The sequence below is a fragment of the Elusimicrobiota bacterium genome, from assembly GCA_028718185.1.
GTDB lineage: Bacteria > Elusimicrobiota > UBA8919 > UBA8919 > UBA8919 > JAQUMH01.
In genome coordinates this window covers 120,120-145,625 of the sequence record JAQUMH010000001.1, presented here as the reverse complement: position 1 = coordinate 145,625, position 25,506 = coordinate 120,120, and the positions used below count along the sequence as shown (strand labels likewise).

31 protein-coding genes and 1 tRNA gene are annotated in these 25,506 nt (G+C 33.5%); 28 read left to right on the top strand and 4 right to left on the bottom strand.

What is annotated here, in order from left to right; translation table 11 throughout:
• The first annotated feature begins 122 nt into the window (after positions 1-122).
• The 15 genes from PHE88_00770 (at position 123) to PHE88_00700 (ending at position 12,726) form a co-directional block, all read left to right on the top strand.
• Positions 123-590 carry a pilus assembly protein gene (locus PHE88_00770; protein MDD5686352.1) on the top strand — a complete coding sequence of 156 codons (468 nt, stop codon included), beginning with the start codon at positions 123-125 and terminating at the stop codon, positions 588-590.
• Positions 591-647: 57 nt separating this feature from the next.
• A complete protein-coding gene (locus PHE88_00765) occupies positions 648-1,022 on the top strand; it encodes a hypothetical protein (protein ID MDD5686351.1) in 375 nt (124 codons plus the stop codon).
• Positions 1,023-1,355: 333 nt separating this feature from the next.
• Positions 1,356-1,937 (top strand): HAMP domain-containing protein, encoded by a 582-nt coding sequence (locus PHE88_00760; protein ID MDD5686350.1) that lies wholly within the window; start codon positions 1,356-1,358, stop codon positions 1,935-1,937.
• Between the two features lie 20 nt (positions 1,938-1,957).
• A complete protein-coding gene (locus tag PHE88_00755) occupies positions 1,958-3,211 on the top strand; it encodes a GAF domain-containing protein (protein MDD5686349.1) in 1,254 nt (417 codons plus the stop codon).
• A 21-nt stretch (positions 3,212-3,232) separates the two neighbouring features.
• Positions 3,233-3,925 (top strand): 16S rRNA (cytidine(1402)-2'-O)-methyltransferase, encoded by a 693-nt coding sequence (rsmI, locus tag PHE88_00750; protein MDD5686348.1) that lies wholly within the window; start codon positions 3,233-3,235, stop codon positions 3,923-3,925.
• Positions 3,922-4,935, top strand: coding sequence for an N-acetyl-gamma-glutamyl-phosphate reductase (gene argC, locus PHE88_00745; protein MDD5686347.1), 1,014 nt, complete (start codon positions 3,922-3,924; stop codon positions 4,933-4,935). The genes rsmI and argC overlap by 4 nt, the downstream gene beginning before the upstream one ends.
• Positions 4,932-6,113, top strand: a complete 1,182-nt coding sequence (argJ, locus tag PHE88_00740; GenBank protein ID MDD5686346.1) for a bifunctional glutamate N-acetyltransferase/amino-acid acetyltransferase ArgJ — start codon at positions 4,932-4,934, stop codon at positions 6,111-6,113. The genes argC and argJ overlap by 4 nt, the downstream gene beginning before the upstream one ends.
• Before the next feature lie 153 nt (positions 6,114-6,266).
• Positions 6,267-6,890 carry an L-threonylcarbamoyladenylate synthase gene (locus tag PHE88_00735; protein ID MDD5686345.1) on the top strand — a complete coding sequence of 208 codons (624 nt, stop codon included), beginning with the start codon at positions 6,267-6,269 and terminating at the stop codon, positions 6,888-6,890.
• Between the two features lie 131 nt (positions 6,891-7,021).
• Positions 7,022-8,269 (top strand): serine hydroxymethyltransferase, encoded by a 1,248-nt coding sequence (locus tag PHE88_00730; GenBank protein ID MDD5686344.1) that lies wholly within the window; start codon positions 7,022-7,024, stop codon positions 8,267-8,269.
• Between the two features lie 2 nt (positions 8,270-8,271).
• Positions 8,272-9,321, top strand: coding sequence for an MraY family glycosyltransferase (locus PHE88_00725; protein ID MDD5686343.1), 1,050 nt, complete (start codon positions 8,272-8,274; stop codon positions 9,319-9,321).
• Positions 9,322-9,373: 52 nt separating this feature from the next.
• On the top strand, positions 9,374-9,703 hold the full coding sequence (locus PHE88_00720) for a hypothetical protein (protein ID MDD5686342.1): 330 nt from the start codon (positions 9,374-9,376) through the stop codon (positions 9,701-9,703).
• A 94-nt stretch (positions 9,704-9,797) separates the two neighbouring features.
• On the top strand, positions 9,798-10,670 hold the full coding sequence (gene hisG / locus PHE88_00715; GenBank protein ID MDD5686341.1) for an ATP phosphoribosyltransferase: 873 nt from the start codon (positions 9,798-9,800) through the stop codon (positions 10,668-10,670).
• 175 nt (positions 10,671-10,845) lie between these two features.
• A complete protein-coding gene (gene gltX / locus PHE88_00710) occupies positions 10,846-12,264 on the top strand; it encodes a glutamate--tRNA ligase (protein ID MDD5686340.1) in 1,419 nt (472 codons plus the stop codon).
• On the top strand, positions 12,257-12,547 hold the full coding sequence (locus PHE88_00705; GenBank protein MDD5686339.1) for a DUF1844 domain-containing protein: 291 nt from the start codon (positions 12,257-12,259) through the stop codon (positions 12,545-12,547). Before gltX ends, PHE88_00705 begins: the two co-directional genes overlap by 8 nt.
• A gap of 108 nt (positions 12,548-12,655) precedes the next feature.
• Positions 12,656-12,726 (top strand) — tRNA-Gln (locus PHE88_00700).
• Here the strand turns inward: PHE88_00700 and PHE88_00695 are convergent.
• From PHE88_00695 to PHE88_00680, 4 genes are all read right to left on the bottom strand, one after another.
• Positions 12,715-14,304, bottom strand: a complete 1,590-nt coding sequence (locus PHE88_00695; protein ID MDD5686338.1) for a recombinase family protein — start codon at positions 14,302-14,304, stop codon at positions 12,715-12,717. The genes PHE88_00700 and PHE88_00695 overlap by 12 nt on opposite strands.
• Before the next feature lie 64 nt (positions 14,305-14,368).
• On the bottom strand, positions 14,369-14,533 hold the full coding sequence (locus PHE88_00690) for a hypothetical protein (GenBank protein ID MDD5686337.1): 165 nt from the start codon (positions 14,531-14,533) through the stop codon (positions 14,369-14,371).
• Between the two features lie 92 nt (positions 14,534-14,625).
• Positions 14,626-14,781 (bottom strand): hypothetical protein, encoded by a 156-nt coding sequence (locus PHE88_00685; protein ID MDD5686336.1) that lies wholly within the window; start codon positions 14,779-14,781, stop codon positions 14,626-14,628.
• Positions 14,782-14,998: 217 nt separating this feature from the next.
• On the bottom strand, positions 14,999-15,283 hold the full coding sequence (locus PHE88_00680) for a helix-turn-helix domain-containing protein (GenBank protein ID MDD5686335.1): 285 nt from the start codon (positions 15,281-15,283) through the stop codon (positions 14,999-15,001).
• A 569-nt stretch (positions 15,284-15,852) separates the two neighbouring features.
• Here PHE88_00680 and PHE88_00675 point away from each other — a divergent pair.
• From PHE88_00675 to PHE88_00615, 13 genes are all read left to right on the top strand, one after another.
• Positions 15,853-16,371, top strand: coding sequence for a hypothetical protein (locus PHE88_00675; GenBank protein ID MDD5686334.1), 519 nt, complete (start codon positions 15,853-15,855; stop codon positions 16,369-16,371).
• Positions 16,372-16,406: 35 nt separating this feature from the next.
• Entirely contained in the window at positions 16,407-16,805 is a 399-nt protein-coding gene (locus PHE88_00670; protein MDD5686333.1) for a PEGA domain-containing protein, read from the top strand.
• A gap of 386 nt (positions 16,806-17,191) precedes the next feature.
• Positions 17,192-17,812, top strand: a complete 621-nt coding sequence (locus PHE88_00665; protein MDD5686332.1) for a DJ-1/PfpI family protein — start codon at positions 17,192-17,194, stop codon at positions 17,810-17,812.
• A 13-nt stretch (positions 17,813-17,825) separates the two neighbouring features.
• Complete coding sequence (gene eno, locus PHE88_00660; protein MDD5686331.1) at positions 17,826-19,106, top strand: phosphopyruvate hydratase; 1,281 nt, start codon at positions 17,826-17,828, stop codon at positions 19,104-19,106.
• Positions 19,087-19,371 carry a septum formation initiator family protein gene (locus PHE88_00655; protein ID MDD5686330.1) on the top strand — a complete coding sequence of 95 codons (285 nt, stop codon included), beginning with the start codon at positions 19,087-19,089 and terminating at the stop codon, positions 19,369-19,371. The genes eno and PHE88_00655 overlap by 20 nt, the downstream gene beginning before the upstream one ends.
• Positions 19,372-19,529: 158 nt before the next feature.
• Positions 19,530-19,931 carry a 30S ribosomal protein S6 gene (gene rpsF, locus PHE88_00650; GenBank protein MDD5686329.1) on the top strand — a complete coding sequence of 134 codons (402 nt, stop codon included), beginning with the start codon at positions 19,530-19,532 and terminating at the stop codon, positions 19,929-19,931.
• 92 nt (positions 19,932-20,023) lie between these two features.
• A complete protein-coding gene (gene ssb / locus PHE88_00645) occupies positions 20,024-20,491 on the top strand; it encodes a single-stranded DNA-binding protein (protein MDD5686328.1) in 468 nt (155 codons plus the stop codon).
• A gap of 43 nt (positions 20,492-20,534) precedes the next feature.
• Complete coding sequence (gene rpsR / locus PHE88_00640) at positions 20,535-20,810, top strand: 30S ribosomal protein S18 (protein MDD5686327.1); 276 nt, start codon at positions 20,535-20,537, stop codon at positions 20,808-20,810.
• A 39-nt stretch (positions 20,811-20,849) separates the two neighbouring features.
• Positions 20,850-21,743, top strand: coding sequence for a DUF2232 domain-containing protein (locus tag PHE88_00635; GenBank protein ID MDD5686326.1), 894 nt, complete (start codon positions 20,850-20,852; stop codon positions 21,741-21,743).
• Positions 21,715-22,164 carry a 50S ribosomal protein L9 gene (gene rplI, locus PHE88_00630; GenBank protein ID MDD5686325.1) on the top strand — a complete coding sequence of 150 codons (450 nt, stop codon included), beginning with the start codon at positions 21,715-21,717 and terminating at the stop codon, positions 22,162-22,164. Before PHE88_00635 ends, rplI begins: the two co-directional genes overlap by 29 nt.
• Positions 22,164-23,522, top strand: a complete 1,359-nt coding sequence (gene dnaB / locus PHE88_00625) for a replicative DNA helicase (GenBank protein ID MDD5686324.1) — start codon at positions 22,164-22,166, stop codon at positions 23,520-23,522. The genes rplI and dnaB overlap by 1 nt, the downstream gene beginning before the upstream one ends.
• 61 nt (positions 23,523-23,583) lie before the next feature.
• Positions 23,584-24,687, top strand: coding sequence for an alanine racemase (gene alr, locus PHE88_00620; GenBank protein MDD5686323.1), 1,104 nt, complete (start codon positions 23,584-23,586; stop codon positions 24,685-24,687).
• Positions 24,684-25,481: an ABC transporter permease gene (locus tag PHE88_00615; protein ID MDD5686322.1), complete on the top strand. Its 798-nt coding sequence runs from the start codon at positions 24,684-24,686 to the stop codon at positions 25,479-25,481. Before alr ends, PHE88_00615 begins: the two co-directional genes overlap by 4 nt.
• Positions 25,482-25,506 lie beyond the last annotated feature (25 nt).

Below are 25,506 nucleotides of genomic sequence, written 5' to 3'. Positions count from 1 at the left end.
AGTGTTCATTAAAAATGTAGCAGCACCGCCTTGCGGTGCGACTACAAAAAAGGATTTGTCTTTATGTGCTTGTTTTCCCTATGCAAACATGACATTATAAAGGAATTTTCCCGTAATTTAATATGAAATTATTTAATATTAAAGGTAATGCCGCGACATTGTGTCATAGCGGGCAGGCCACGCCACTAGGCTTTGGCGGGCAGGCATTTATAGAATTTATTATTGCTTTGATTGTTCTTCCTTTGTTTATTAGCGGGACGATTACTATTGCGAAGATATTTATTGTTAAGCAGCGGTTACATCAGGCAGCGAGGCATGGTGCGTTTTTGATGGCGACAGATAGGGTAGAAAAAAATATTATGGAAAACGAAGTCAGGCAATATTTTGTGGAAGGGTGGCCAAAATTTGATACATCAAAAATAAAAGTAAAATGGGAATCAGTAAGAGTCGGGCTTGTAAAAGGAGATAAGGTTACTGTTGAATATAATCTGAAGATTTTTAATTTGGGTAAACTTTCTTTTTGGACGGATACACCCCGGGAAGATAAAATATTTTCAGAATCGGTTGTTTGTGGCAGGGCGTCCTTTTAAAAGACCATTGAAAAAGTCTCAATGGTCTTGAGGATTGTTAAGTTTTTCAACAATCACATGATTAAATTTAATGAAATTGTTTTTATTGTTTTAGTATTAATAATACTTTCCGGTGTTTATCTTTTTGTTAATAGAGTGGTTTTATCACCGGCTGAGGTAAAAAAAGAAGTTTTTAAATCACAGGGGGGTGGAATGATAATAAAAGCACAAGAGTATCGGGAGCAAAACGAGCAAATGGATGCCAGGAATGAAAGGGAACTTAAAAAGATGCAGAAAATGATAGATGGAGTAAAACCGCAAATAGAAAAATCAGAGGCAGCTTATAACAAAGAATATGGAAAAGTATTCAACCTTCCGGAAAAGCAGCAGGAAAAAGAACTTAAAAAAATGATAGATAATAAACAAAAAGAATACAATAAATACAGAAAATAAATTAAGTAAAAACATTTCAATTCCCTCGTTTAATTAAAGAATTCTCCGGTTTGTTAATCTCTATTAAATATTTCTTGAATTCTTGTGAAATATATGTAAAATTACCGTAAAATAATAATTTATAATTGTGGCAAAAAGAAAACAATTAGGTATGCGTTGTTTGGAAAATTTGCAAAAAATGCACAAATTGGTACGGTAAATTGTAGTAAAATCACAAGTCACAGGCAGTAGTGCATAATTTACTTGACTTTTTTCGGGTTTTGTGTTATATTTATATAAATAGAATTTAACGTTTTATTCAATTTTTATCATAACTTTTAATGGAGGGGAAGAATGGAACAAAAACCAAAATACAAAAGAAGAATTGTTATTGTAAAGAGAGCTTTGCAGTTCAAATACATTACTATTGTTATTGTTGCAATGCTGCTGGTTGCTTTTACTGTAGGTTGGGATGTTTATTATACAGTCGGTAGAGCTATTATTGATTTAAATCATCCCGAGTTGTTTCCGCTGATGGTTAAGATAAATAATTTGATGCTTGGGAAACTTGTGGTTTTAATCGTGGTTGTGTTTATTATTTCTATTTTTGTTTCACATAAATTTGCCGGTCCGATATTCAGGTTTGAAAAATCTTGTGATACTATTGCTGAAGGCGATTTAACCCATCGCGTGCATTTGCGTGCCGGTGACGAACTTATGGAACTTCAGGAAAGATTTAACAATATGGTAGAAAGTATTCAAAAGGGTGTTTCTGATAATAAGGAACTTTCAAAAGTTACTGCAGAAAAACTTGCTGCAATTTCTTCGCAGTTTTCACAGCAAAATATTTCTTCGGCTGATCTTTCGGAAATATCCAGACAGCTTACCAAAGTTGCCTCTGATTTGAGTAAAATTTCTTCAAATTTTAAGGTTTAAGATAGTTTTTGAGATATTTTATGTATATTTATTTATTTTTGATATTCGCTTTGGTTTTTATCAGTATATATCTTTATTTTAGATATAAGTCGCAATCATTCCATTTAAGTAGTCTCAAAAAAGAATTAGATGAGGTGAAAGTAAAATATACAAACAGTGTCAGCTCTGCTAATAATCTTGTAAATATGCTGTTTGACCTTAGGGATTTCGGGTTAGAGTTTTCTGCAAGTCACAGCAAACAAATACTTTCCAAGATGATAATTGATTATGCAATAAAAATGTTAAAAACAACTATTGGTTCGCTTATGTTAATTGACGAAACAGCTAATGAACTTGTAATTGTCGCTGCCAGGGGAATTCCTAAAGATATAATGGAAACAACGCATCTGAAAATTGGTGAAGGAATTGCAGGACTTGTTGCCCGTGACGGCGATCCTATTTTAGTTGAAGATGTTAAAACAGACCCGAGGTTTTTTAAAGCAGAAAACGTAAGATACCCATCAAGGTCATTTATTTCGGTTCCTCTTAAAATTAAAAATAAGGTTATAGGTGTTCTTAATGTTAATAGGGAAAAAGAAGGGGAAAAATTTAATGAAAATGATTTGCGTTTATTACAACTTTTAGCAGGACAAGCAGCGACTACAATAGAAAACATAGAATTGTATCAGAGCCTTCAGCGGCTTTATTTTGAAACAATGCAGACTCTTGCAAAAGCAATTGATGCAAAAGATTCTTATACAAGAGAACACGTTGATAGGTCAGGTTATTTTGCAAAGTTGGTTGCTAAAGAGATTCATCTTCCGGAATCAATGATTAAGCATATTGAATATGCTGCTATGATGCATGATATCGGAAAAATAGGAGTAAAGGAAGAAATCTTGTTAAAAACATCGAAACTTACTGATTCTGAAAGAGAAGAAATAAAAAAACATCCTTTGATTGGTGAGAGAATAATAGCACCAATAGAATTTTTAGCACCTATTGCACCTTTAATTCTTTATCATCACGAATGGTTCAATGGTTCAGGTTACGCTGAGGGATTGGTTGGTGAGGAAATACCGATAGGCGCCAGGATAGTTGCTGTTATCGACGCTTACGATGCTATGACTTCTGACAGGCCTTATAGAAAAGCATTGCCCCAGGAAATTGCTATTGCAGAATTAAAGAAGGGTGCGGGCAGTCAATTTGACCCTAAGATTGTGAGCGCATTTCTGAGAATTATTGAAAAAGAAAATAAAAAAAAGGGGAAAGAATTGCTAATTGATAAGATTTAGCAATATGTGGTTTTCAAGATTATGTCCGGAGTACTTTATGTTGTTGCAACACCGATTGGAAATCTTAAAGATATTACTATAAGAGCATTAGAAATCCTGAAGTCAGTTGATTTAATTGCTTGTGAAGATACCCGCCATAGTAAAACTTTGCTGTCGAACTATAACATATCAAAACCGCTTACAAGTTTTTACGAGCAGAACCGATTTAAAAAAATACCTTTTATAATTGAACAGTTAAAAAAGGGCAGCAATATAGCGGTTGTAACTGATGCGGGGACTCCGTCTGTTTCTGATCCCGGTTTCTATCTTGTAAAAGAAGCGATTAAGGAGAACATTTTAGTTGTTTCTATACCCGGCGCTTCAGCAGTAATCACGGCACTTTCAGGAAGCGGATTGCCTTCTGACGGTTTTATTTTTTTAGGATTTTTACCGAGAAAAAAAGGAAAAATCAGAAAAACATTTGAAAAGTTCGCTAAGCTCGATAAAACCGTAATATTTTATGAATCGCCGTACCGTTTAAAAAAGACGTTAGAAATAATTTCAGAAGTATTACCGGAAGATGCGGACGTGGTGGTTGCCCGCGAGATTACAAAAAAGTTTGAAGAATTTATAAGAGGCAAATTACCGGAGGTAATAGGAAAATTACCCGAGAAAATATTAGGCGAAATCACAGTGTTGATTTCCACTAAAGAATCTATTGAGAGGGAAGAATGATTAGAGCTGCTGTTATCGGTGTGAAAGGTTATGCAGGTGAAGAACTTATTAAAAATCTTATAAAGCATCCTAAGGCAAAAATTTCATTTTTAACCGGAAGGATGGAAGGTAAACCAAAACATATAAGTGAAATATATCCTTATCTAAAAGACAAACTCGACATTTTATGTGAAGATATTGATGTTGAAAAAATTGCAGGCGGTTCCGATATCATTTTCACGGCGCTTCCGCACAATGTATCCATGGAATATGTGGCAAAATTTATTTCTTTAGGAAAGAAAGTGATTGACCTGAGTGCGGACTATCGGATAAAAGATCCGGATGTATATGAAAAGTGGTATGGTAAAAAACACACTAATCCTGAGCTTTTAAATAAAGCAGTTTACGGATTACCTGAGCTTTATAGGGAGAAAATAAAAAAAGCAGATTTAATAGCGAATCCCGGCTGCTACCCGATAAGTACGATTCTGGGTTGTTATCCTGCTATAAAAGAAAAAATTGCTGATATTGAAAAAATAATTGTTGACTCTAAGAGCGGAATTTCCGGTGGCGGCAGAAAATTCGTCAAGGAATATAAATCCCCAAATACATATGCTTATAAAATAGGAGGGCATCACAGGCATATCCCGGAAATTGAGCAGGAACTTTCACAAATTGCCTCAACAAAAGCAGCAATAAAAATATGTTTCACTCCGCATATAATTCCGCAGGAAAGGGGTCTTTTGTCAACAATTTACCTGAATTTAAAGAAAGATATTTCACAGGATGAGATTGTAAAGGTTTACAGGAAATACTATGAAAATGAAGTATTTACACGGGTTGTTGAAAGTGCTCAAACTAAAAATGTTGAAAATACCAACTATTGTGAAGTGGCTGTGAATAAGGACAATAGGACAAATGTTTTAATAGTAACGTCTGTAATTGATAATCTTGGAAGCGGGGCATCACAACAGGCGATTCAGAATATGAATTTAATGTATGGTTTTGACGAAAAAGAAGGGCTGATATGAGTTTTCCGAAAGGGTTTTTTGTTAACGGGTTACATTGCGGTATAAAGAAAAATGGGAAAAAAGATTTGTCTCTTTTCTATTCGGGAAAACCTTGTGTTGCTGCAGGAATGTTTACAAAAAACATTTTTAAAGCGGCGCCTGTGATAGTTTCACAAAAAAACATAAGAAATAAAATTTACGGGATTATAGCTAATTCGGGTTGTGCTAATGCGTGTACCGGTAAAAGGGGTATTAAAGATGCTGAAAAGATATGTGAATTAACAGCAAAGGAACTTAATATAAACCCAAAAAATGTATTAGTCGCATCGACAGGAGTAATAGGTCAATTTTTACCAATCAGTAAAATAGAAAAAGGCATAAAGAATATTGTTCACGAGCTCAAGAATTCACGTGTTAATGAAATGAATGCAGTTGAAGGAATTATGACTACTGATACTTTTCCGAAAGTTCTTAATTCTGAATTCTTAATTCTTAATTCTGAAGTTAATATCTGGGCTTGTGCGAAGGGTTCGGGTATGATTGAGCCGAATATGGCTACAATGCTTTCTTTTGTATTAACTGATGTTGCAATTACTAAAAGAGCATTAGAGCGTGCCTTGAAAATTGCAGTTGAAAGAAGTTTTAATTGTTTGACGGTTGATAGCGATACGTCAACTAATGATACTGTTCTTGTTTTAGCCAATGGTGAGGCGGGCAACAGAGTTATTTCTAATGGTAAAAATTTTCAATTGTTTTGTGACAAACTAACTGACGTTTGTATGGGTCTTACAAAGATGCTTGCAAAAGACGGTGAAGGTGCAACAAAACTTATAAATGTAAATGTAAAAGGTGCTAAAAGTTTTTCAGATGCCAGGAAGGTAGCAAAAATAGTAGCTAATTCCCCGCTTGTTAAGACAGCAATCTATGGAAATGATGCAAATTGGGGAAGAATTGTAGCTGCAATCGGCAGAAGCGGTGTAGAAATAGATTCAAGAAAAGTTGATATTTCCTTTGGTAACGTTTATGTTTTTAAAACAGGAAGTCCGGTAAATTTCTCAGAGAAAAGAGCAAAAGATGTTATATCCCAAAAGGAAGTTTCTATTAACATTAATTTAAATATAGACAGGGAATCTGCAACTGTTTATACTTGTGATTTTACTGAAGGTTATATAAAAGTTAACGCCTCGTATAGAAGTTGAAAAATTGTACTTCAGAGAATTTGAAATTAAAATTGAAATTTATGGAAATTGATAGAAATAAAGGAATTAACAATAAATTTAAATAAGTTTCAATAAATATCACGAAGTAAATTTCTATGTCATTTAATCTCTGTTTGTTTGGAAATATAAATAATGAAATCTTATAAATTAAAAAAAATAGACAAAAAAGTAATTAAAGAAATTGCCGGAGAATTAAAAGAAGGTAAAATTGCAGTTTTTCCTACAGATACTATTTATGGTATTGGAACGAACGCTTTTCACCGGCATGGAGTAAAAAAAATATGTAAGATTAAGGGCAGGGATTATAAAAAACCATTGCCGATTCTTTTTGAAAATATCGGACAGATTAAAAAAATTGTAAAAAAATTACCTTCCGGCGCAAATAAATTGGTGCGGCAGTTTTGGCCCGGACCGCTTACTCTTATATTTGAGACTAACGAGCTTGGAACGATTTTGACCGGTGGCAAAAAAACAATTGCAGTAAGGATTCCCGATAACAAATTGCTGCTTTCCGTAATAAAGGAAATGGGTTGTCCTCTTGTTGGTACAAGTGCAAATGTTTCCGGGAAAAATAATTGTGTTTGTATCCCGGATTTGAATAAGAAATTGTTAAAAAATGTTGATATATTAATTGATGGCGGGACCACAAAAATAGGTATAGTATCTACTATTGTAGATGTAAGCAGATTTCCGTATAGTATTTTAAGAGAGGGTTCTATAACCAAAGCGAAAATTGAAAAATTTATGAAATTGTAAGAAACGATTACACGGATTTTAAAAAGCGATTACACAGATACTATAACTATGTTTTAATCTGTGTAATCTTGTGTTTAATCGGTGTAATCAGTGATTGTTTATTTTTTACAATCTCAAAAACGGAGTAAAAAATGAATTTGAAAAAAACGGATTATGAAATATGGGATGCGATTCAAAGCGAAACGAAAAGGCAATCGGAAAATCTTGAGTTGATCGCTTCTGAAAATTTTGTATCTGAATCTGTCTTGGAAGCCCAGGGGTCTATTTTAACAAATAAATATGCAGAAGGTTATCCTGATAAGAGGTATTACGGAGGTTGCCAGTTTGTTGATATTGCCGAAAAAATTGCAATCGAAAGGGCAACAAAGCTTTTTAATTGTGAGCATGTAAATGTCCAGCCTCATTCGGGAACCCAGGCAAATATGGCGGTATATTTTGCCGTGTTAAATCTCGGCGATACAATCATGGGAATGCACTTATCTCACGGCGGACATCTTTCACATGGACATCCTGTAAATTTTTCCGGAAAATATTTTAAGACGGTGCCGATAGGTGTGTCTAAAAAAACCGGTCTCATAGATTACGTGGAAGCCAAACGGCTTGCTATAAAACACATGCCAAAACTTATCGTCGCAGGGACTTCTGCATATTCAAGGGTTATTGACTGGAAAAAGTTCAGAAATATATGTGATGAAGTCGGCGCATATTTAATGGCTGATATAGCTCATTATGCCGGTTTAATCGCTGCTGATATTTATCCATCCCCGATTCCATACGCTGATTTTGTTACGACTACGACTCATAAAACATTAAGGGGTCCTCGCGGTGGAATGATTATGTGTAAAGAAAAATATGCTTCTGTGATTGATAAAACAGTTTTTCCGGGAACACAGGGCGGGCCTCTTATGCATGTAATTGCAGCAAAAGCTGTTGCCTTCGGGGAAGCATTAAAACCCGAGTTTAGAAAATATCAGTTACAAATATTGAAAAATGCCAGGGAGTTAGCTGCTGCACTCCATGAAGATGGTTTCGAAATTGTTTCCGGTGGTACAGATTCACATCTTTTGCTTGTTGATTTAAGTAATAAGAAACTTACCGGATTAAAAATTGAAAAAGCATTGGATAAAGCAGGTATTACCGTTAATAAAAATTCTGTCCCGTTTGATACTCAGAAACCTTTTATCACGTCAGGAATAAGAATTGGAACGCCTGCTGTTACTACCAGAGGAATGAAAGAAAAAGAAATGCATATTATTGCAAGTTTTATAAAAGAAGCAATAACACAAAAAGATAATGAGAATGGTCTTAAAAAAATCAAAGCAAAGGTCAGGTTGCTTTGCAGTAAATTTCCAATCTATAAAAATAGGTTAGAACGTTAACTATGAATTATTTGTATTTATCTGCGTTTGTTATCGCTTTATTTGTATCGTTCACAATAACTCCTATTGCTAAATGGTTAGCAAAAAAATATAATGTAATCGATAGTCCTGACGGGCGGAAAATTCATTCTAGGAATATGCCGCGTTGGGGAGGGATTGCTATATATCTGGGTTTTATAGCAGGAATTGTTTGTTTGTATTCCTTTCCACGGTTTAGTGCCTTGCTTGCTTTCCGGCATAAAGTTATTGTAAAAAATGTTTTAGTAGATGTTTTGTCAATTGACAAACAACTAATGGGAATATTAGTCGGCGGAACAATTGTATTTATTTTAGGTTTATGGGATGATAAAAAAAGTGTGTTACCATTTCCGAAATTTTTAATACAAATCATTGCCGCGTTAGCAGTTATAAGTTATGGTGTAAATATATCAGGATTGAATTTGCCTTTTATCAGTAATTATATGAATTTTCCTTTGCTGGTGAGTCAGATAATTACTGTTTTTTGGCTTATTGGTTTTATGAATACCATAAATCTTATTGACGGCCTTGACGGGCTTGCGGCAGGTATTGTTGCGATTGCTTCTTCTGCATTTTTAATTGTTGCAATACTGCAAAGTGATACAAAAGTAATTCTTTTTTCAAAGCAGTTAAAACTTGCAGCTATTCTTTGTGCTGCTCTTACCGGTACCTGTATAGGTTTCTTGTATCATAATTTTCATCCTGCAAAAATATTCATGGGTGATAGCGGCAGTCAATTTTTGGGATTTATGCTTGGAGCAATTAGTGTAATAGGAACACTTAAAACAACAGCAGTCGTTGCGCTTTTTATCCCAATAACGGTCGTTGCTTTACCGGTTTTAGATGTTGCATTTTCAATAGTAAGAAGATTTCATAACAAGAAACCGATAATGGAAGCAGATAAAGGACATTTTCATCACAGGTTATTAAATATCGGTTGGACCCACAGGGAAATTGTGCTTTTGGTATATGTTATTACTTTTGTTTTGTCGATGTGTGCAATTTTAATTACTGTTTTTAACGGTAAAGTTTAAATAGTTTTTGTGCCTTTTTCAACAAAAAGTAACTTAAAACGGAGATTATTTTATGGAAGGGAATCCTAAACTTGATGTATTGTCTTTAGATGAAATTAATGCTGTTCTTACCAACAAGTGGTATTTGTCGGAGAAAGCGTGCCGCGATGTTGGTATTGATTTTGCATTACAAGACTGGTTTAATAATCACTCGAAAAAATGGCGTGCAGAAAAAATGAAAGCTGATTTTGAAGCGCAAAAGAAAGAGATGGAAAAGCATAAATGGTTTCTATCTCAAAAGTTAGGTTATGATGTCGGTTTACAACAAGCAGCACTTGATTGGATAAAGTCCGGTTTTGCCGAAGCATGGCGTAATAAAAGCGGACCGTATTGTAAGAAGTAGTTATAGGGTTTTAGAGTTTTTAGAGTTTTAGAGTTTAAACCCTATAACCCTATAACGCTATAACCCAATAACTGTAGTTGTAGTGGAGGATAAAATGAATAAAATTAAGATTGGGTTGCCAAAGGGGAGTTTACAGGAAGCGACTTTTGAGCTTTTTAAAAAAGCGGGAATAAAAATATTTGCGTCTGAACGTTCGTATTTTCCAAGCTCTGATGATGAAGAATTGGAAATCATGCTGGTTCGTTCTCAAGAGATTGCAAAATATGTTGAAGACGGTGTTTTTGATGCAGGAATTACCGGGTATGATTGGATTTGTGAATCAGGTACTGATGTAAAAGAGATATCTGAGTTGCGTTATGCTAAGAGTAGTTTCCGGCCTGTCAGGTGGGTTCTTGCGGTGCCTAAAAATTCCAAAATTAAATCAGTAAAGAATCTCAGAGGTAAGAGGATTGCAACGGAATTGGTAAATGTTGTAAAAAAATATCTTGCAAAAAATAAAGTAAAAGCAGAAGTTGAGTTTTCGTGGGGCGCCACTGAAGCAAAGACACCTACGCTCGTAGATGCTATTGTAGAGTTAACAGAAACAGGTTCATCGTTAAGGGCTAATAACTTAGAGATTATAGACGAAGTTTTAACATCTACCACGCGATTAATCGCTAATAAAAATTCAATAAAAAATCCATGGAAAAAGAGAAAGATAGAAAATCTTTCGATACTCCTGAAAGGTGCGCTTGAAGCGTTCGGAATGGTTGGATTGAAGATGAATCTTAAAGAAAATGATATTGCCAAAATTATGAATATTCTTCCGGCTCTTAAAAGGCCGACAGTTTCAAGGCTTACAATCCCCGGTTGGGTTGCGTTAGAAGTAATTATGGAAGAAAAGACCTTGAAAAAAATAATTCCGGAACTGAAAAGATTAGGTGCTGAAGGAATTATAGAATATCCGCTTAACAAAGTTATATATTAAAAGGGTTATAGGGTTATGGAGTTATTGAGTTATAGGGTTATGGGGTTATAGGGTTATAGGGTTTAAACTTTAAAACTCTATGAACTCTATGAACTCTATAAACTCTAAAACTCTATGAACTCTATGAACTCTAAAACTCTATGAACTCTATGAACTCTAAAACTCTATGAACTCTATTAACACTATTCGTGTGCGGTTTGCGCCTTCGCCTACGGGGTTTTTGCATATAGGCGGTCTTAGGACTGCGCTTTATAACTATATTTTTGCAAGACATAATAAGGGGAAGTTTTTACTGCGTATTGAAGATACTGATAGGACCAGATATATTGAAGGAGCAGTTGAAAAACTTTTAGACATATTAAAGTGGTGCGGATTAGAATATGATGATGAACTGGTTGTTCAGTCAAAACGTTTAGATATTTATAAAAAACACGTTCAGCAACTTTTGGAAAAAGATTTTGCATATAGATGTTTTTGTTCATCTGAGCGGCTGGATGAAATGAGGAAAAATCAAATAGCTAAGAAACAGCCGCCAAAGTATGATGGATGTTGTAAAAATATCTCTAAGGAAGAGTCGGAAAAATTATCAAAAGAAAAACCTTTTACTGTTAGAATGAAGATGCCGTCCGAAGAGATTGCATTTGAAGACGTTATCAGGGGTAAAGTAAAATTTCACGGTTCTTTGATTGATGACCAGGTAATATTAAAATCTGACGGTTATCCGACATATCATTTGGCAAATGTTATAGATGACCACGAAATGGAAATTACACATGTAATACGCGGTGAGGAATGGCTTTCTTCTACGCCGAAACATATAATACTATATAGATATTTTGGCTGGGCACCGCCAATGTTTGCACATCTTCCACTACTCTTAAACCCTGATAAATCCAAGTTGAGTAAACGTCAAGGTGATGTTGCTGTAGAAGATTACAGGGATAAAGGATATTTACAAGAAGCGATTTTAAATTACATAGCGTTGCTTGGGTGGTCAACCGAAGATAGCCAGCAGATTTTTACTAAAGAAGAATTAATTGAAAAATTTACACTTGAAAGATGTGGTAAATCAGGTGCGATATTTGATACACAAAAATTGCTTTGGATGAACGGTGAGTATATAAGAAAAATGACAATAGATGAACTTACAAACAGGGCAATACCTTTTATTCAAAAAGCAGGGTTTGAAACAAATAATTTCGAATTTTTGAAAAAATGTATTTTATTGGAGCAGGATAAAATAAAACTTTTATCTGACATACCTGACCTTATTAGTTTTTTCTTAAAGGAAGATATTGTTTACGATGAAAAAGCGGTTCAGAAAGTTATTGAAAAAGACGGAGTAAAAAAAATACTAATTGATATTTATGAAATATACAAAAATACAAAAGACTTTACGGCTGCGGAAATAGAAAACGAAACAAGAAAATATGCAGAAGCAAAATCATTAAAGACTTCACAAATATTTCACCCGGTAAGAATATCAGTTTCAGGGCGAGCTGAAGGTCCGTCACTTTTTCATATGATAGAACTTTTAGGCAGGGATAGGGCTTTACTAAGAATAAAAAATGTAATCGGAGGTTGCAATGACTGAACAGGGAAAAATTGATGAATATTTTTTAAGTTTGTTGTTTTCACTATCATCTGCTGCTATGCAGCAAATGGGGAAGATTTCCAATCCGTTAACAAGTAAGGTTGAAAAAAATTTAGAACAAGCGAAAATTTCAATTGATATGATTGAAATGCTTAAAGTAAAAACAAAAGGTAATTTAAGTGAAGATGAGAATAAATTTTTGGAATCAACTTTATCGGATTTGCAGTTGAATTTTGTTGACGAACTGCAAAAAGATACAAAAATCGAGCATCGTAGTAACTGAAAAGAGTTATAGAGTTATAGGGTTATAGGGTTATAGGGTTATAGAGTTCGTAGAGTTATAGACTAAACCCTAAAACCCTATAACTCTAAAACTCTATAATATAAAAGTTGCCGGGTGGTGTAATGGTAACACGGGGCGCTCTGGACGCCTTGTTCTAGGTTCGAGTCCTAGCCTGGCAGACTAACCATACTCTCGTCAAAACATACATTTTTATCTTGAATAAATAAGTTTATGTCAGGTAACTGGCGTAGGCTTATTTTTATTTTAGAATTGTCCTCATCATAAATAACTTCTTTAATCAGGAGTTGTAATAACTCTTTCTGTTCAACAGGTGTAAGTTTATCAAAAATTTTCTCAAAAGTCTGTAGATTTTTTCTTATAATTTCAGCATCAATAACTCTGTTTTGTAGTTTGTTTATTTCAAGGGCAATTTGTTCTTTCTTTTCGGATAAAGCATTTTTACTTTTTTGCATTTCATCTAATTTTGTTAATACAAAATCATTATTTTTCTTTTGTTCATCTTTTGCAAGAATATCTACTAAATTTTTACCTTCTTGCTCAATCTTGGTATATTCTCTATTTAATTTTACTTTTTCTTTTTCTAAAGTTGGTAATTCGTTATAACTTGACTCCAATGCTTTTTTTGTTATTTTTTCTATAATAGTTTTGTTATTCCCAAGAAATGCTAATCTCTGAATAACAATTTTTTCAATTTCTCTTGCTGGAACACTTCCAATTTTACAAGCAGTTTTATCCATTTTGTAAACCTTTACACATTTGTAATAAAAATATTTATGATTATTGGGAGAATAAGCAAAATTTGGCGACATCATTGAACTACAGTAATTACATCTTATTAACCCTTTCAATAAAAAATTATGTTTATCTTGATTTTCAGATTTATGTGTTATCCCGTTTTTATCTAAAAGTTTTTGAACTACATTCCATAGCTTATCTGGGATTATTGATTTATGTTCGCCATTGTATAAAGTATCTTTATAGCGTATTTTTCCTATATGTAGAGGATTTCTTAAAATAAAAGCAAGATTGCATTTATTATATTTTCTACCGCCAATTTTATTACCTGCTTTTGTAATCCATTCTTTTAACCTGTAGTTTTTTGCATTTAATAATTTAGCGGCTTTGCTTAAAGATTTTTCTTTAAGATAAAATGAAAACTGGTCAATTGCTTGTTCTGATTCATTTTCATTTACAACAAGTTTCTTGTCTTTAATATCATAACCAATAATAGGTACTCCACCTCGCCATTTACCTTTCTCTGCCATTGCTTTTAATTTATCGTGTGTTCGTTCGCTAATTATATCTCGTTCAAACTGGGCAAATCCCATTAACATAGTCATCATCATTCTACCTGTAGAAGTGGAAGTATCAAACCGTTGTGTTACTGCTACGAAAGATACACCATATTGTTCAAATATGTCTAATATCTTAACAAAATCTTTTATATTGCGTGAAAGTCGGTCAAATTTATATGCTACAACAATATCAAACTTTTTTTGGCGAATATCAGTCAATAATCTTTTTAGTGCAGGTCGTTCAATGTTTTTTGCAGAAAAACCAATATCATCGTAACTTTCAGGATAAACTTGCCAACCTACTGTTTTTTGACTTTTAATGAAATCTTTACTACATTCTCTTTGATTATCTATTGAAGTGAAATCTGAACCTCTACCCTGCTCTTCTGTAGATACTCTTGTATATACAGCACAACGTTTAACAATATTATTTTGCTCCATATATCAGCCCCCTTTAATATGGTATTATTATATAATATTTATTATGATATATCAATATAAATCATCAAAATATTTTATCTTTTTTATTTTCTATTTTGGAATTTTCAGGTAGGTTGGTAGTTTTAATATTTTGTTCTTCACATAAACGCAATACACCCGTTGTTAAAATTTCAACAATTTTATTTAATCGTTCTTCAGGTGTTAAGTCCTCTGGGTCAATATAAAACATATTTTCACACGTTAACTTGATTATTTTTTTATAACTGTAGGGCGGTTGAAGTACTACCTTTGCCCGCCCTACAGTCCGATGGCTTATGATGATTATTCATCATCGTCGCCATCATCATCGTCTCCTTGTAACTCTGCAATTAACTCACTGACAGTTGTTTCGTCAGGGTTTAATTCAAATTTTGCAAGAGTTGTTTTTAGCAAGTCTACAATTTCTTTTTTATCGTAAACTACTATTCTATTTGACATAATAATCACCTCCTTTTCGTTCCCTGTTACTTGTAAAAAAAAACCAACTGTAACTCTATAATAAAGTTCAGTTGGCTAACTTTCTTTTATGAAAGTGTATTTAATTACTCTGACTTATGTCAAGATTTTATCTTATATTTTATTTAAAATAATTATATTTTTTAATTGTATTTAAGTTTCCTCCTATATAATTTATGAATATTCTTTCATATTTTTATTAACCTATAAGCCACGCTTCCTTTCCCTTTTGTTTTGAATTCGTTTTAATTGAATTCACGGCTTTAGTCAGAAATGCTGGGGGAGGGCTTATTAAATACAGATTTTCTTTCCTTGCCAATTCAAGAATATCTTTAACATTAAAAAGATTAAGCATTCCTGCTTTTAAAGCAGGTTTTATTTTTTTCTTTCCAATCCATTTACGGATAGTAACATTTGCCCTTCCAAAAACCTCTGCTACTTGCTGGGTTGTTAAAAATCCTTTATCAATATAATCTTTCTTCATAAAAACCTATAATATGCTGTATTGTATCCTTATGTATCATAGTGTATCATATAAAAATATTTTTGTCAAGCACTTTTTTATTTTTTATAATATTTTTATTTTGAGGTGGGCAATAGTTGGAATTCGCAAAAGTGCAATTAAGATAAAAGTAAAATATAATTGCAATAAAAAACAATAAATAGAAAAATATATATTTCTTGGGATAACATATTTTTTATAATTTACTTGTTGTAGTTTTTAGTTATCAGTAGTGTTGATTTACTGTGGTATTTTGAATGGTATTATCTGCGGTAAATATTGCGGTATTTTTTATGGGATTTATAGTTATCTTATTATAAAAAAATGTGTTGACTTTTATATTTGATTTATTATAATAATCTTATAGTTCTTTGTTATTAAGTAGTTTTTTAGCATATCCTTAAAGGTGGAGAGAGTCCACCTAACTTGTAAGTAAGGGTTTTGCTGTCATACTCCGTCTTCGGACGGAAAGGGTGGCAGTCAATATCGGTTTTACTTACAAGTTGCCGATACTGATATGTGCCCTTTTTTATTTGGGGCAAGGAGTAATTATGTTAAAAATAGATGCAGAGTTTCTAAGATTGGTAGATATACCTGTTGATAAACTTTTTAATGCAGTTGGAGTATATGTTATATGGTCAGGTAGGGCTTGGGTTAAACCCACTTATATTGGAGAAGGATTGATAATGAGAAGATTATCAGACCATATGAAAAATAGTGATAAGTGTGCAAAACCTATAAGTGGATTATTAGCAATTATAGGAGATAATTCTAAAAAAGAATATAAATTCAAGGCAAAAATACTTGAACAAATACTTTTACAAATCTCAAATGAGATAGATAGGTTTCCTAATCAGAACCAACAATGTGGATTAAAATTTTTAGAAAAAATTATTAAAAGATATGGTTTTATAAAAGTTAGTGTATCAGGTTATGACCCACTTCTTGACCCATATAAAGCAAAAATGTTAAAAAAGAAGTTAATTAAAGTTCATTACGGAAAAGAATATGGTAATGAAATATGCATTCTTCATCAATATTTAAAGCGTTCAAAAAAAAATATTTTTTGATGGAGAAAGGTCTCAAAAAAAGGGGGTGATTAGATATGTTAAAAAAAGTGTTTAGTATCTTTGTATGTATGAGTATTATTTCAAGTATAATGTTTTCTGGTTGTGCAACTATTACTAAAGGTTCACAACGACAGATAACATTCAATTCAGAACCATCAGGGGCTAAAATTTTTGATGCAAGTAGTGGTGCTATGCTTGGTAAAACACCAACTTCCTTAAAATTGACATCCAAGAAAGACCATTCTATTAAAATAGCCAAAGATGGTTATGAACCTTCAATGGTCAGTATTAACAATGGAATGGGAACAAGTTATTTGGTATGGGATATTTTGTTATGGGGTGGTTTTGGCTTAATAGTAGATGGCTTAACAGGTGCTTGGAATGATTTAGAACCAACAACAATAAATACATCTCTGGAAGCAACAAAAAAATAACCATAAATAATAATACTTTACTTAAAAAAGCAACTTCTGAAAAGAGGTTGCTTTTTTTGTTGAAATAAATATAAAAATTTGTTATAATCACATTTCAAGTAAAAATAAGTGTTTTCTTACCTTTTTTAATTAGTTTGATAATAAACTTAAATTCATCTACGACGGTGGGAAAATCTTGGTAAGTGTCTGAATAGGGCAGAATATTTACTTAAAAATCAGTTTTTTTATTTAACGATGTTTTTTAACGCTTAAAAAATCTAAAATTGCTAAACTCCTCGCTTTGCTCGTCAGACATAGCAATTTTTAACGATTTTATAAGCTAAAAACATCTATATCATAAAAAAATGATTTTTAAGTAAGTCTAAATTCAGATATTATTTAAAGTGATGAAAAGAAATTATTTTATAGTATTTTTGATTTTTTTGTCGCTATGCTTTTTAGGGGCGAATAGTAAAAAGAAGTCCATAATTAAGGAAAAGAAACCGGTTGTGAAAAAGGTTGTAATGATAATCGCTAAAAACGGATTTAGGGATGAGGAATACCTGCAACCGAAAGATATATTAACAAAAGCAAAGATTGAAATTGTAACAGCATCATCGTCAAAAGGCATTGCGAAAGGTATGTTAGGTGCAACAGTAAGTGTTGATGTTACAATTGACGAAATTAATATAAAGGATTATGTTGCAGTGATTTTTGTAGGAGGCAGTGGTTCAGAAGAATATTGGGATAACAAGCAGGCACATAAAATTGCCCGTGAAACAGTTAAATATAAAGATAAAATATTAGCTGCAATTTGTATAGCACCAGTGACACTGGCAAGAGCAGGTGTGTTAAAGGGTAAAAAAGCAACTGTTTTTTCTTCAGAGGAAGGTGAGTTGAAAAAATATGGAGTGAATTATACAGGCAAAAATGTGGAAGTAGACGGAAAAATTGTTACTGCTTCAGGTCCTCAGGCGGCAAAAGAATTCGGTCAAAAAGTGCTGGGATTAGTTGAAGTGGAAAATTGAAATAGGAGGAAGAATGTCAAGGATTAAAAAGATTGTTGGACGGGAGATTTTGGATTCCAGAGGAAACCCTACTGTTGAAGTAGATGTTATTTTAGAAAGCGGGGTTTTAGGTCGTGCAGCTGTACCGTCAGGTGCATCTACAGGCGAACATGAAGCAGTTGAGCTGCGTGACGGCGACAAAAAAAGATATCTTGGTAAGGGTGTCTTAAATGCTGTTGAAAATGTCAATAAAATCATAGCGCCTCAAATTACAGGTATGGAATCGCCTAATCAGGTTGAAATTGATAAGAAAATGATTTCAATAGACGGCACAAAAAATAAAGGTAAATTAGGAGCCAATGCTATCCTGGGTGTATCTCTTGCTGTTTGCCGGGCAACTGCAACAGATACAAAAATACCACTTTATAAATACATCCGCTCCGCTTATCACTTATCACTTGACAGTTACAAACTGCCGGTACCTATGATGAATATTCTTAATGGTGGAAAACATGCGGATAATAATGTAGACTTACAGGAGTTTATGGTATTTCCGATTGGAGCAAAAAATTTCAAAGAAGCACTAAGGTATGGTGCAGAAGTATTCCATAATCTGAAGAAAGTTTTGAAAGATAAGGGGTATAATACTTCAGTTGGTGACGAGGGAGGATTTGCTCCAAATCTTTCATCAAATGAAGAAGCGCTTCAGAGTATAGTTGAAGCAATAAAAAAGGCAGGGTATAGTGTAGGTAAAGATATATCAATTGCTCTTGATCCGGCAGCATCCTCGTTTTATAAAGACGGCAAATATGTTTTAGAAGGCGAAAAGAAAGATAAAGAAAAAACTTCTTTGCAGATGGTTGAATTTTATGAAGATTTAGTAGGGAAATATCCGATTGTTTCAATTGAAGACGGTCTTGCTGAAGATGATTGGGATGGTTGGAAGTTAATGACCGATAAAATCGGGAATAAAATTCAGATTGTCGGAGATGACCTTTTCGTTACCAACATTGAGCGTCTTGCTATGGGCATTAATAAAAAAACGGCAAATTCAATTTTGATTAAACTTAACCAGATAGGGACACTTACTGAAACAATTGACACAATTAACATGGCACATAAAGCCGGTTATACAACTGTAATTTCGCATCGTTCCGGTGAAACAGAAGATACGTTTATAGCAGATTTATCTGTTGCTGTAAATGCAGGACAAATAAAAACCGGTTCTGCATCACGTACAGACAGAATCTGTAAGTATAACCAGCTTATGCGTATCGAAGAGGAATTAGGAAAAGATGCTAAATTCGGTAAATAAAAAAAAGATGTATTTGTTTATAGGAATATTTTTACTAATTCTTGTTATGTTTGGTAACAAAGGAATGTATAATGTTATTAAACAGAGGATAGAACTTACAAGATTAAACAAGGAATTTATTGAAATTGAGAATGAAAATAGGGATTTAAGAAAACAACTTTATGGCTTAGAGAATAATCCCGCTAATATTGAACGAGAAGCCAGAAACAGGCTTGGACTTATTCAGCCCGGTGAAATAAAGTATAAGTTCATAGAAAAAGAGTGAATCTTCACGTATGGATTTACAGGGTATTTTGGGAGGGAAAAAAACAAAAAATGTTTTTATTGTTGTAAAAGCAGTATATTTGTTGTATAATTAACAGCGACATATCATATCTTTAAAAATGCCTGCACTTTGCTCTTCCGATTAATCGGGAGGGCCTAATGGCCAAAAAGGGGGGAATCATGCCTGATTACGAAACGGTTTTTATTCTAAAACCAACATTATCCGCAGAAAAGGTTGAGGAAGTACTGGAAAAGATTAAAGGGGTTATAACTTCTAACAAAGGGTCAGTTACTTTATCTGATAGTTGGGGTAAAAGACGACTTGCCTACCCGGTAAAAAAACATAAAGAAGGAAGCTACTATCTTTTTCATTTTTCATCTGAAGGTAAAGTTGTCGGTGAACTGGAAAATTACTTTAGAACAACCGATAATGTAATTAAATATATTACCATCAAAATTGAAAAATCTTTTAAGAAAAACGCAGAAGCTAAAAAAGAAAAGAAACCGGACCAGGTAAAGACTGAGAGCGGAAATATAGAAGGTCCTGTTGCTAAATCATAATACTTTGATAGGGTAAATCAAAAGCGGTGTGTAAGTCACAAGCTTGTAAACCACAAGCGTGTAAACCGCTTGTGGTAAAGTGGGGGTATATAATGGCAAGTTTTAGTAAAGTTATTATGATGGGGAATATTACAAAAGATCCGGAAGTTAGATTTGGACCAAGCGGTTCTGCAATTGCGGGTTTTAGTATAGGTATCAATAGAAGATACAAAGCAGTGGATGGTTCAACTAAAGAAGAGACGTCTTTTGTTGATGTTACTTTTTTTGGTAAATCTGCAGAAATCTGTCAAAAATATGTTAAAAAAGGTGACAGTCTTTTAGTAGAAGGTCGGCTTAAACAAGATAACTGGGAAGGTAAGGATGGCCAAAAAAGGAGTAAACTCGTAGTAGTGGGTGAAAGACTTTATTTAATGCCGAAGAAAACGGGTGGTAAAACCGCAGATACCGGAAGTGATGTGATAGGAGAAGGTATTGAAACAGTAGGCGATACAAATGATGATTACCAGGCAGCAGAAGTAAAACAAGTAAAACGGAAAAGTGATAGCGAAGTGCCGTTTTAATGAATTAGTTATTGCTTAAGATTGAAAAATGGAGGGAGGATATATGGTAGAGTTTAAGAAGAAAAGCACAAAAGGCGGGTTTAAGAAAACCGGAAAATTCAATAAGAGGAAAATGCTCAAAAAGAGGTTTTGTAAATTTTGTGCAGATAAAATTGAGATTGATTACAAAAATGTGGGATTGCTGAAAAACTATATTAGCGAGGGTGGCAAAATATTTTCATCAAGGTTTACCGGTGTGTGTATAAAGCACCAAAGAATTTTAACCAGAGCGGTGAAACGTGCAAGAAATATAGCGATAATTCCTTTCGCCAATTTATAATAATTGTTAGTAAAACGAAAACTAATATAAAATATAAAAATGTCTACAATAAAACAATTTTTGTTTTTTTCGATTGCAACTTTTTTGTTCTTCATATCCGGATTTTACCTGCCTGCTATAGGTTTATTTATTTTGCCTCTTTCATCAGTGTCAATAGTTTTATTGTTTATGAAAAATGGTGTTCTTGCCGGTGTATGTGGTATGATTTTATCGGCATTGGCAATATATAAAATAATTCCGGCTGGGTATCTTTTTCTGATTTTATTTATATTATTTGTTTCATTAAACTCCCTTGTTTTGTATCATGGAATCACAAGGAAAAACAAACCATTGCAAACAGTTCTTGATTCCTGCATAATAACTTCGATAATTTTAGTCGCTGGAATCATATTTATGTTTATGAAGGGATTTCAGATTTCATGGGTATTTGATAAGGTTATGGTTGGTCTGCCAAAAGATAAAGTAGGCATGATAGTGGAAATAATCAGCAGAAATATTTATGCAATTATGGTAATTTTTGCAATAATAAATGTTTTCTTTTCGTATATATTTTTGTCTTATGCAGCTCCAAAGTTTAATATCACAATTGAAAGATTTCAGTCTTATGAAGAATGGCGGATGCCCGAACAAATGATATTTTTTTTAATATTTTCCATTTTGTTTTATATGATTACCGCACATTTTAAATATAACGTATTTCCTCAGGTTTTTGAAAATATGCTATATCTGGTATTTTTTCTGTATTTTATAGGAGGGTTAACAATAGGAAAATATTTTTTTAACAAAAATCGTCTGATGGTTGTTATTATTTATTTGATTTTCTTGTTATATCCGCCATTGGCTATGTTTTTAGGGATTTCTGATGTTTGGTTTAATTTTAGAAAGAAAAAAGGGGGTAGTGGTAATGAAGATTATCTTAAAACAGGAAGTTGAAGGGTTAGGGAAAACGGGTGATGTGAAAAATGTAAAAGACGGTTATGCGAGGAATTTTCTTTTTCCAAAGGGGTTAGCGCTTGCTGCGAACGAAAATAACTTAAAAATTGTTGAAAAAGAAAAGAACAAAATATTATCTATTGTAAAAAAGAAAATTGACGAAGCCCAGGAATATGCTAAAAAATTATCTGCAGTGTCGGTTACAATACCGGTTGAAGTTGGGGAGGATAATAAGGTTTTCGGTTCAGTAACCCCATCCGATATATCCGACGCATTAAAGGTTGAGGGATTTGAAATTGATAAAAAATCTATAATCTACGAAGATAATATAAAAGAACTTGGTGCTTTTGAAGTGTCAGTAAAAGTACATCCTGAAGTTATTGCTAAGATTAAAGTATGGGTTGTGAAAAAGGATAAGTAATGAACGGTAATTTAACTGAAATAGTTCCGCCGCATAGTTTAGAGGCGGAAAGAGCAGTTCTTGGCTCAATGCTTATTGAAAAAGAAGCAATAGAAATCGTTTTTGATATTTTAAGCGAGAACGATTTTTATTCTACTGCACACAAGCTTATCTTTAAAGAAATAATTGATTTATATGATAAGAACAGAGGCGATGTTGATATACTTTTAATTTCAGAATCTCTTAAATCAGAACAGATGATTTTACAATTAGGCGGAAATGCATATCTTACGTCTCTTGTAGATACTGTTGTTACGGCAGCCAATGTTGAGAATTATGCGAAAATTGTAAAAGATAAATCTGTTCTAAGGGAATTGATATCAGCAGGAAGAAAAATAGTCGGAGGTGCAACAGGTCAGGTAGATGATGTCGGTGAGATAGTTGATAGTGTTGCACAAATGATTTTTAATATTTCTGAAAAACGGGTAATAAAAGGACCTGTTAGAGTAGCTGATTTGATAAACCAGTCGCTTGATAATATAGAAGCGATTTACGAAAACAAAGAAAAAGTTCCCGGTATTCCAAGCGGATTTGTTGATTTAGATAATATAACAGGCGGGTTCAGAAAATCAAATTTAATCATTATTGCAGGTCGTCCCAGTACAGGTAAAACCTCTCTTTGTATGAATATTGCTGAAAACGCGGCACTCTTCCATAAAAAATCTGTTTTAATTTTCTCGCTTGAAATGTCAAATGATGAATTATTTACAAGATTTTTGTGTTCTCAGGCACGGGTAGCCAGTGAGAGAGTCAGGAACGGGTATATGGCAAAGGACGACTGGCCTCGGATAACGACAGCAGCAGGTAAATTAAAAGAAGCAAAAATATTTATAGATGACTCAGCGGCAGTTTCTGTTTTGGAAATGAAAGCCCGTGCGCGGCGGCTTGATTCCGAAATTAAAGGACTTGATCTTATTATTATTGATTATCTGCAGCTTATGTCAGGTAAGACCGGACGTTCCGAATATAGGCAGCAGGATATCGCAGAAATTTCCCGTTCATTAAAAATCATGGCCAAAGATATAAGTGTTCCTATAATTGCTTTATCACAATTATCAAGAGAACCTGAAAAGAGAACCGGAAACCAGGCAGGCCGTCCACGTCTTGCAGATTTAAGGGAATCCGGTGCTATTGAACAGGATGCTGATTTGGTTTTAATGATTTATCAGCCGAGCTTATATAAACTTGACGGTATTGAAGCAGCAAGTCCTGTGAGTGATGCTGACATAATTATTGCCAAAAACAGAAATGGCAAGACCGACACTGTAAAACTAAGATTTTTCAAAGAATACACAAGATTTGAAAACGCCAGTAAATGATAGATAACACAGAGATTACTGGTGCAATCTACATTGAAAAAATATCTTTTTGTAAAACCAGATGAAAATTTTAAGACCTACATATGTAGAAATTAATCTAGAAAATATAAGACATAATATTGAAGTTATAAAAAGGTTTATCGGCAAAAATGTTAATATTCTTGCAGTGATTAAAGCCGATGGATATGGTCACGGTGCTGTTGAAATTGCGAGGATATTAGAAAAATCAGTTGTAAGGATTTTCGGTGTAGCAACAATTGAAGAAGGTATAGAGTTGCGGAACGCCGGGATAAAAAAAGATATTTTGGTATTTGGGAGTATCTATCCGTTTGAAGGTTTTTCTGAAGTAATAAAATATAATCTTATACCGACCGTGTCAAATATTTCTGGTATGAAAGCACTTGATAATTGTGCTAAACGATTTAATGGAAAAGTACGGTTTCATCTAAAAATTGATACCGGAATGGGCAGGATAGGGTTGACTAAGGATGATGCAGTATTAGCAGTAAAAAAAGCAGAAGGATTAAAAAATATCAGAATGGACGGGATTTATACACACCTTGCCTGTGCTTCTGAATCAAAAGATTTTACTAAAAAGCAGATTTCGGAATTCAGGAAAACAACAGAACATATTTCAGCAAACTATATGCATACAGCGGCAAGTGCTTCTATTGCAAAATATGAAAGTTCACATTTTAATATGGTTAGACCCGGACTTTTAGTTTACGGGCTTTTACCGTTTAATAATTCAGACAAAGTTATACCCACAAAACCTGTATTATCTCTTAAAACAAAAATAACTTTCTTAAAAACAGTCGTCGGAAAAACGTCAATAAGTTACTGCAGGACATTTTTTACTAAAAAGCAGTCAAAAATAGCTACAATACCTATTGGTTATGCTGATGGTTTTTTCAGATATAATTCAAATAATGCAGAAGTTCTGGTAAGAGGTAAAAGAGCACCTGTTGTCGGTAACGTTTGTATGGATATGACAATGATAGATGTTACTGATATTAAAAATGTATCGTTGGGGGATGTGGTAGTGGTTATTGGTTCTCAGGGAAAAGAAAAAATCACTGCAGAAGAAGTCGCTAATAGATGCGGTACAATAAATTATGAAATTGTCACATCCATTTCAAAAAGAGTTCCAAGGATTTATAGATGAGAATTATTTATAAAATTATTTACTTAATCGGACGGGAATTCATGGAAATATCTGAAGAGGTAGGTAGTGCCTTTAAGATGTTTTTGGATGTATTTCAAAATCTAATTGTTAAAAAATATGACAGGAAGAACATTACAAATCAAATGATAGCAATAGGTGTAATGTCCATACCAGTTATAGTTTTAACATCTGCTTTTACGGGAATGGTTTTAGCTTTGCAAACGGCATATTCAACAAAGAATATTTTCAACGAACCAATTTATATAGGTAGTGTTGTCGGATTTTCAATAGTTAAGGAATTAGGTCCTGTTTTAACTGCAATGGTTATTGCCGGTCGGGTCGGAGCAGCTATTGCTGCAGAACTTGGGACAATGAAAGTTACTGAGCAGATTGATGCACTTCATCTCCTGGGTACAAATCCTGTAAAATACCTTGCTGTTCCAAGGTTTATTTCGATAATGATAATGCTGCCGATACTTACGGTTTTTGCCGATATAATAGGTATATTAGGCGGATTTTTTGTAAGTATTTATAAATTGGGTATAGCTCCTGCAGTATATAAAAATGATATACTTGATTATATGCGCATTGAAGATTTAATGCACGGGCTTATAAAAGTTGTATTTTTTGCATTGATTATTGTTACTGTTGCCTGTCATAAAGGTTTTAATTGTGAAGGTGGTGCTGAAGGTGTCGGTCGTGCAACCACACAAACAGTTGTGATTTCAATGGTTATGATTCTTGTGTCGGATTATTTTTTAACAGCACTGTTAGTTCTACTAGGAGTAGGATAGGAGAACGCGAAAATACGCGAATCAA

Bases quoted from the DNA above. Each gene is read 5' to 3' on its own strand.
- PHE88_00655 (MDD5686330.1), top strand. From the start codon at position 19,087: ATGCTAAATTCGGTAAATAAAAAAAAGATGTATTTGTTTATAGGAATA.
- hisG (MDD5686341.1), top strand. From the start codon at position 9,798: ATGAATAAAATTAAGATTGGGTTGCCAAAGGGGAGTTTACAGGAAGCG.
- rpsF (MDD5686329.1), top strand. From the start codon at position 19,530: ATGGCCAAAAAGGGGGGAATCATGCCTGATTACGAAACGGTTTTTATT.
- PHE88_00765 (MDD5686351.1), top strand. From the start codon at position 648: ATGATTAAATTTAATGAAATTGTTTTTATTGTTTTAGTATTAATAATA.
- PHE88_00730 (MDD5686344.1), top strand. From the start codon at position 7,022: ATGAATTTGAAAAAAACGGATTATGAAATATGGGATGCGATTCAAAGC.
- PHE88_00615 (MDD5686322.1), top strand. From the start codon at position 24,684: ATGAGAATTATTTATAAAATTATTTACTTAATCGGACGGGAATTCATG.
- PHE88_00705 (MDD5686339.1), top strand. From the start codon at position 12,257: ATGACTGAACAGGGAAAAATTGATGAATATTTTTTAAGTTTGTTGTTT.
- dnaB (MDD5686324.1), top strand. From the start codon at position 22,164: ATGAACGGTAATTTAACTGAAATAGTTCCGCCGCATAGTTTAGAGGCG.
- PHE88_00665 (MDD5686332.1), top strand. From the start codon at position 17,192: ATGAAAAGAAATTATTTTATAGTATTTTTGATTTTTTTGTCGCTATGC.
- ssb (MDD5686328.1), top strand. From the start codon at position 20,024: ATGGCAAGTTTTAGTAAAGTTATTATGATGGGGAATATTACAAAAGAT.
- eno (MDD5686331.1), top strand. From the start codon at position 17,826: ATGTCAAGGATTAAAAAGATTGTTGGACGGGAGATTTTGGATTCCAGA.
- rsmI (MDD5686348.1), top strand. From the start codon at position 3,233: ATGTCCGGAGTACTTTATGTTGTTGCAACACCGATTGGAAATCTTAAA.
- PHE88_00755 (MDD5686349.1), top strand. From the start codon at position 1,958: ATGTATATTTATTTATTTTTGATATTCGCTTTGGTTTTTATCAGTATA.
- rpsR (MDD5686327.1), top strand. From the start codon at position 20,535: ATGGTAGAGTTTAAGAAGAAAAGCACAAAAGGCGGGTTTAAGAAAACC.
- argC (MDD5686347.1), top strand. From the start codon at position 3,922: ATGATTAGAGCTGCTGTTATCGGTGTGAAAGGTTATGCAGGTGAAGAA.
- PHE88_00735 (MDD5686345.1), top strand. From the start codon at position 6,267: ATGAAATCTTATAAATTAAAAAAAATAGACAAAAAAGTAATTAAAGAA.
- PHE88_00675 (MDD5686334.1), top strand. From the start codon at position 15,853: ATGTTAAAAATAGATGCAGAGTTTCTAAGATTGGTAGATATACCTGTT.
- PHE88_00695 (MDD5686338.1), bottom strand. From the start codon at position 14,304: ATGGAGCAAAATAATATTGTTAAACGTTGTGCTGTATATACAAGAGTA.
- PHE88_00760 (MDD5686350.1), top strand. From the start codon at position 1,356: ATGGAACAAAAACCAAAATACAAAAGAAGAATTGTTATTGTAAAGAGA.
- PHE88_00725 (MDD5686343.1), top strand. From the start codon at position 8,272: ATGAATTATTTGTATTTATCTGCGTTTGTTATCGCTTTATTTGTATCG.
- PHE88_00680 (MDD5686335.1), bottom strand. From the start codon at position 15,283: ATGAAGAAAGATTATATTGATAAAGGATTTTTAACAACCCAGCAAGTA.
- PHE88_00685 (MDD5686336.1), bottom strand. From the start codon at position 14,781: ATGTCAAATAGAATAGTAGTTTACGATAAAAAAGAAATTGTAGACTTG.
- PHE88_00670 (MDD5686333.1), top strand. From the start codon at position 16,407: ATGTTAAAAAAAGTGTTTAGTATCTTTGTATGTATGAGTATTATTTCA.
- PHE88_00770 (MDD5686352.1), top strand. From the start codon at position 123: ATGAAATTATTTAATATTAAAGGTAATGCCGCGACATTGTGTCATAGC.
- PHE88_00635 (MDD5686326.1), top strand. From the start codon at position 20,850: ATGTCTACAATAAAACAATTTTTGTTTTTTTCGATTGCAACTTTTTTG.
- alr (MDD5686323.1), top strand. From the start codon at position 23,584: ATGAAAATTTTAAGACCTACATATGTAGAAATTAATCTAGAAAATATA.
- rplI (MDD5686325.1), top strand. From the start codon at position 21,715: ATGAAGATTATCTTAAAACAGGAAGTTGAAGGGTTAGGGAAAACGGGT.
- argJ (MDD5686346.1), top strand. From the start codon at position 4,932: ATGAGTTTTCCGAAAGGGTTTTTTGTTAACGGGTTACATTGCGGTATA.
- PHE88_00720 (MDD5686342.1), top strand. From the start codon at position 9,374: ATGGAAGGGAATCCTAAACTTGATGTATTGTCTTTAGATGAAATTAAT.
- PHE88_00690 (MDD5686337.1), bottom strand. From the start codon at position 14,533: ATGTTTTATATTGACCCAGAGGACTTAACACCTGAAGAACGATTAAAT.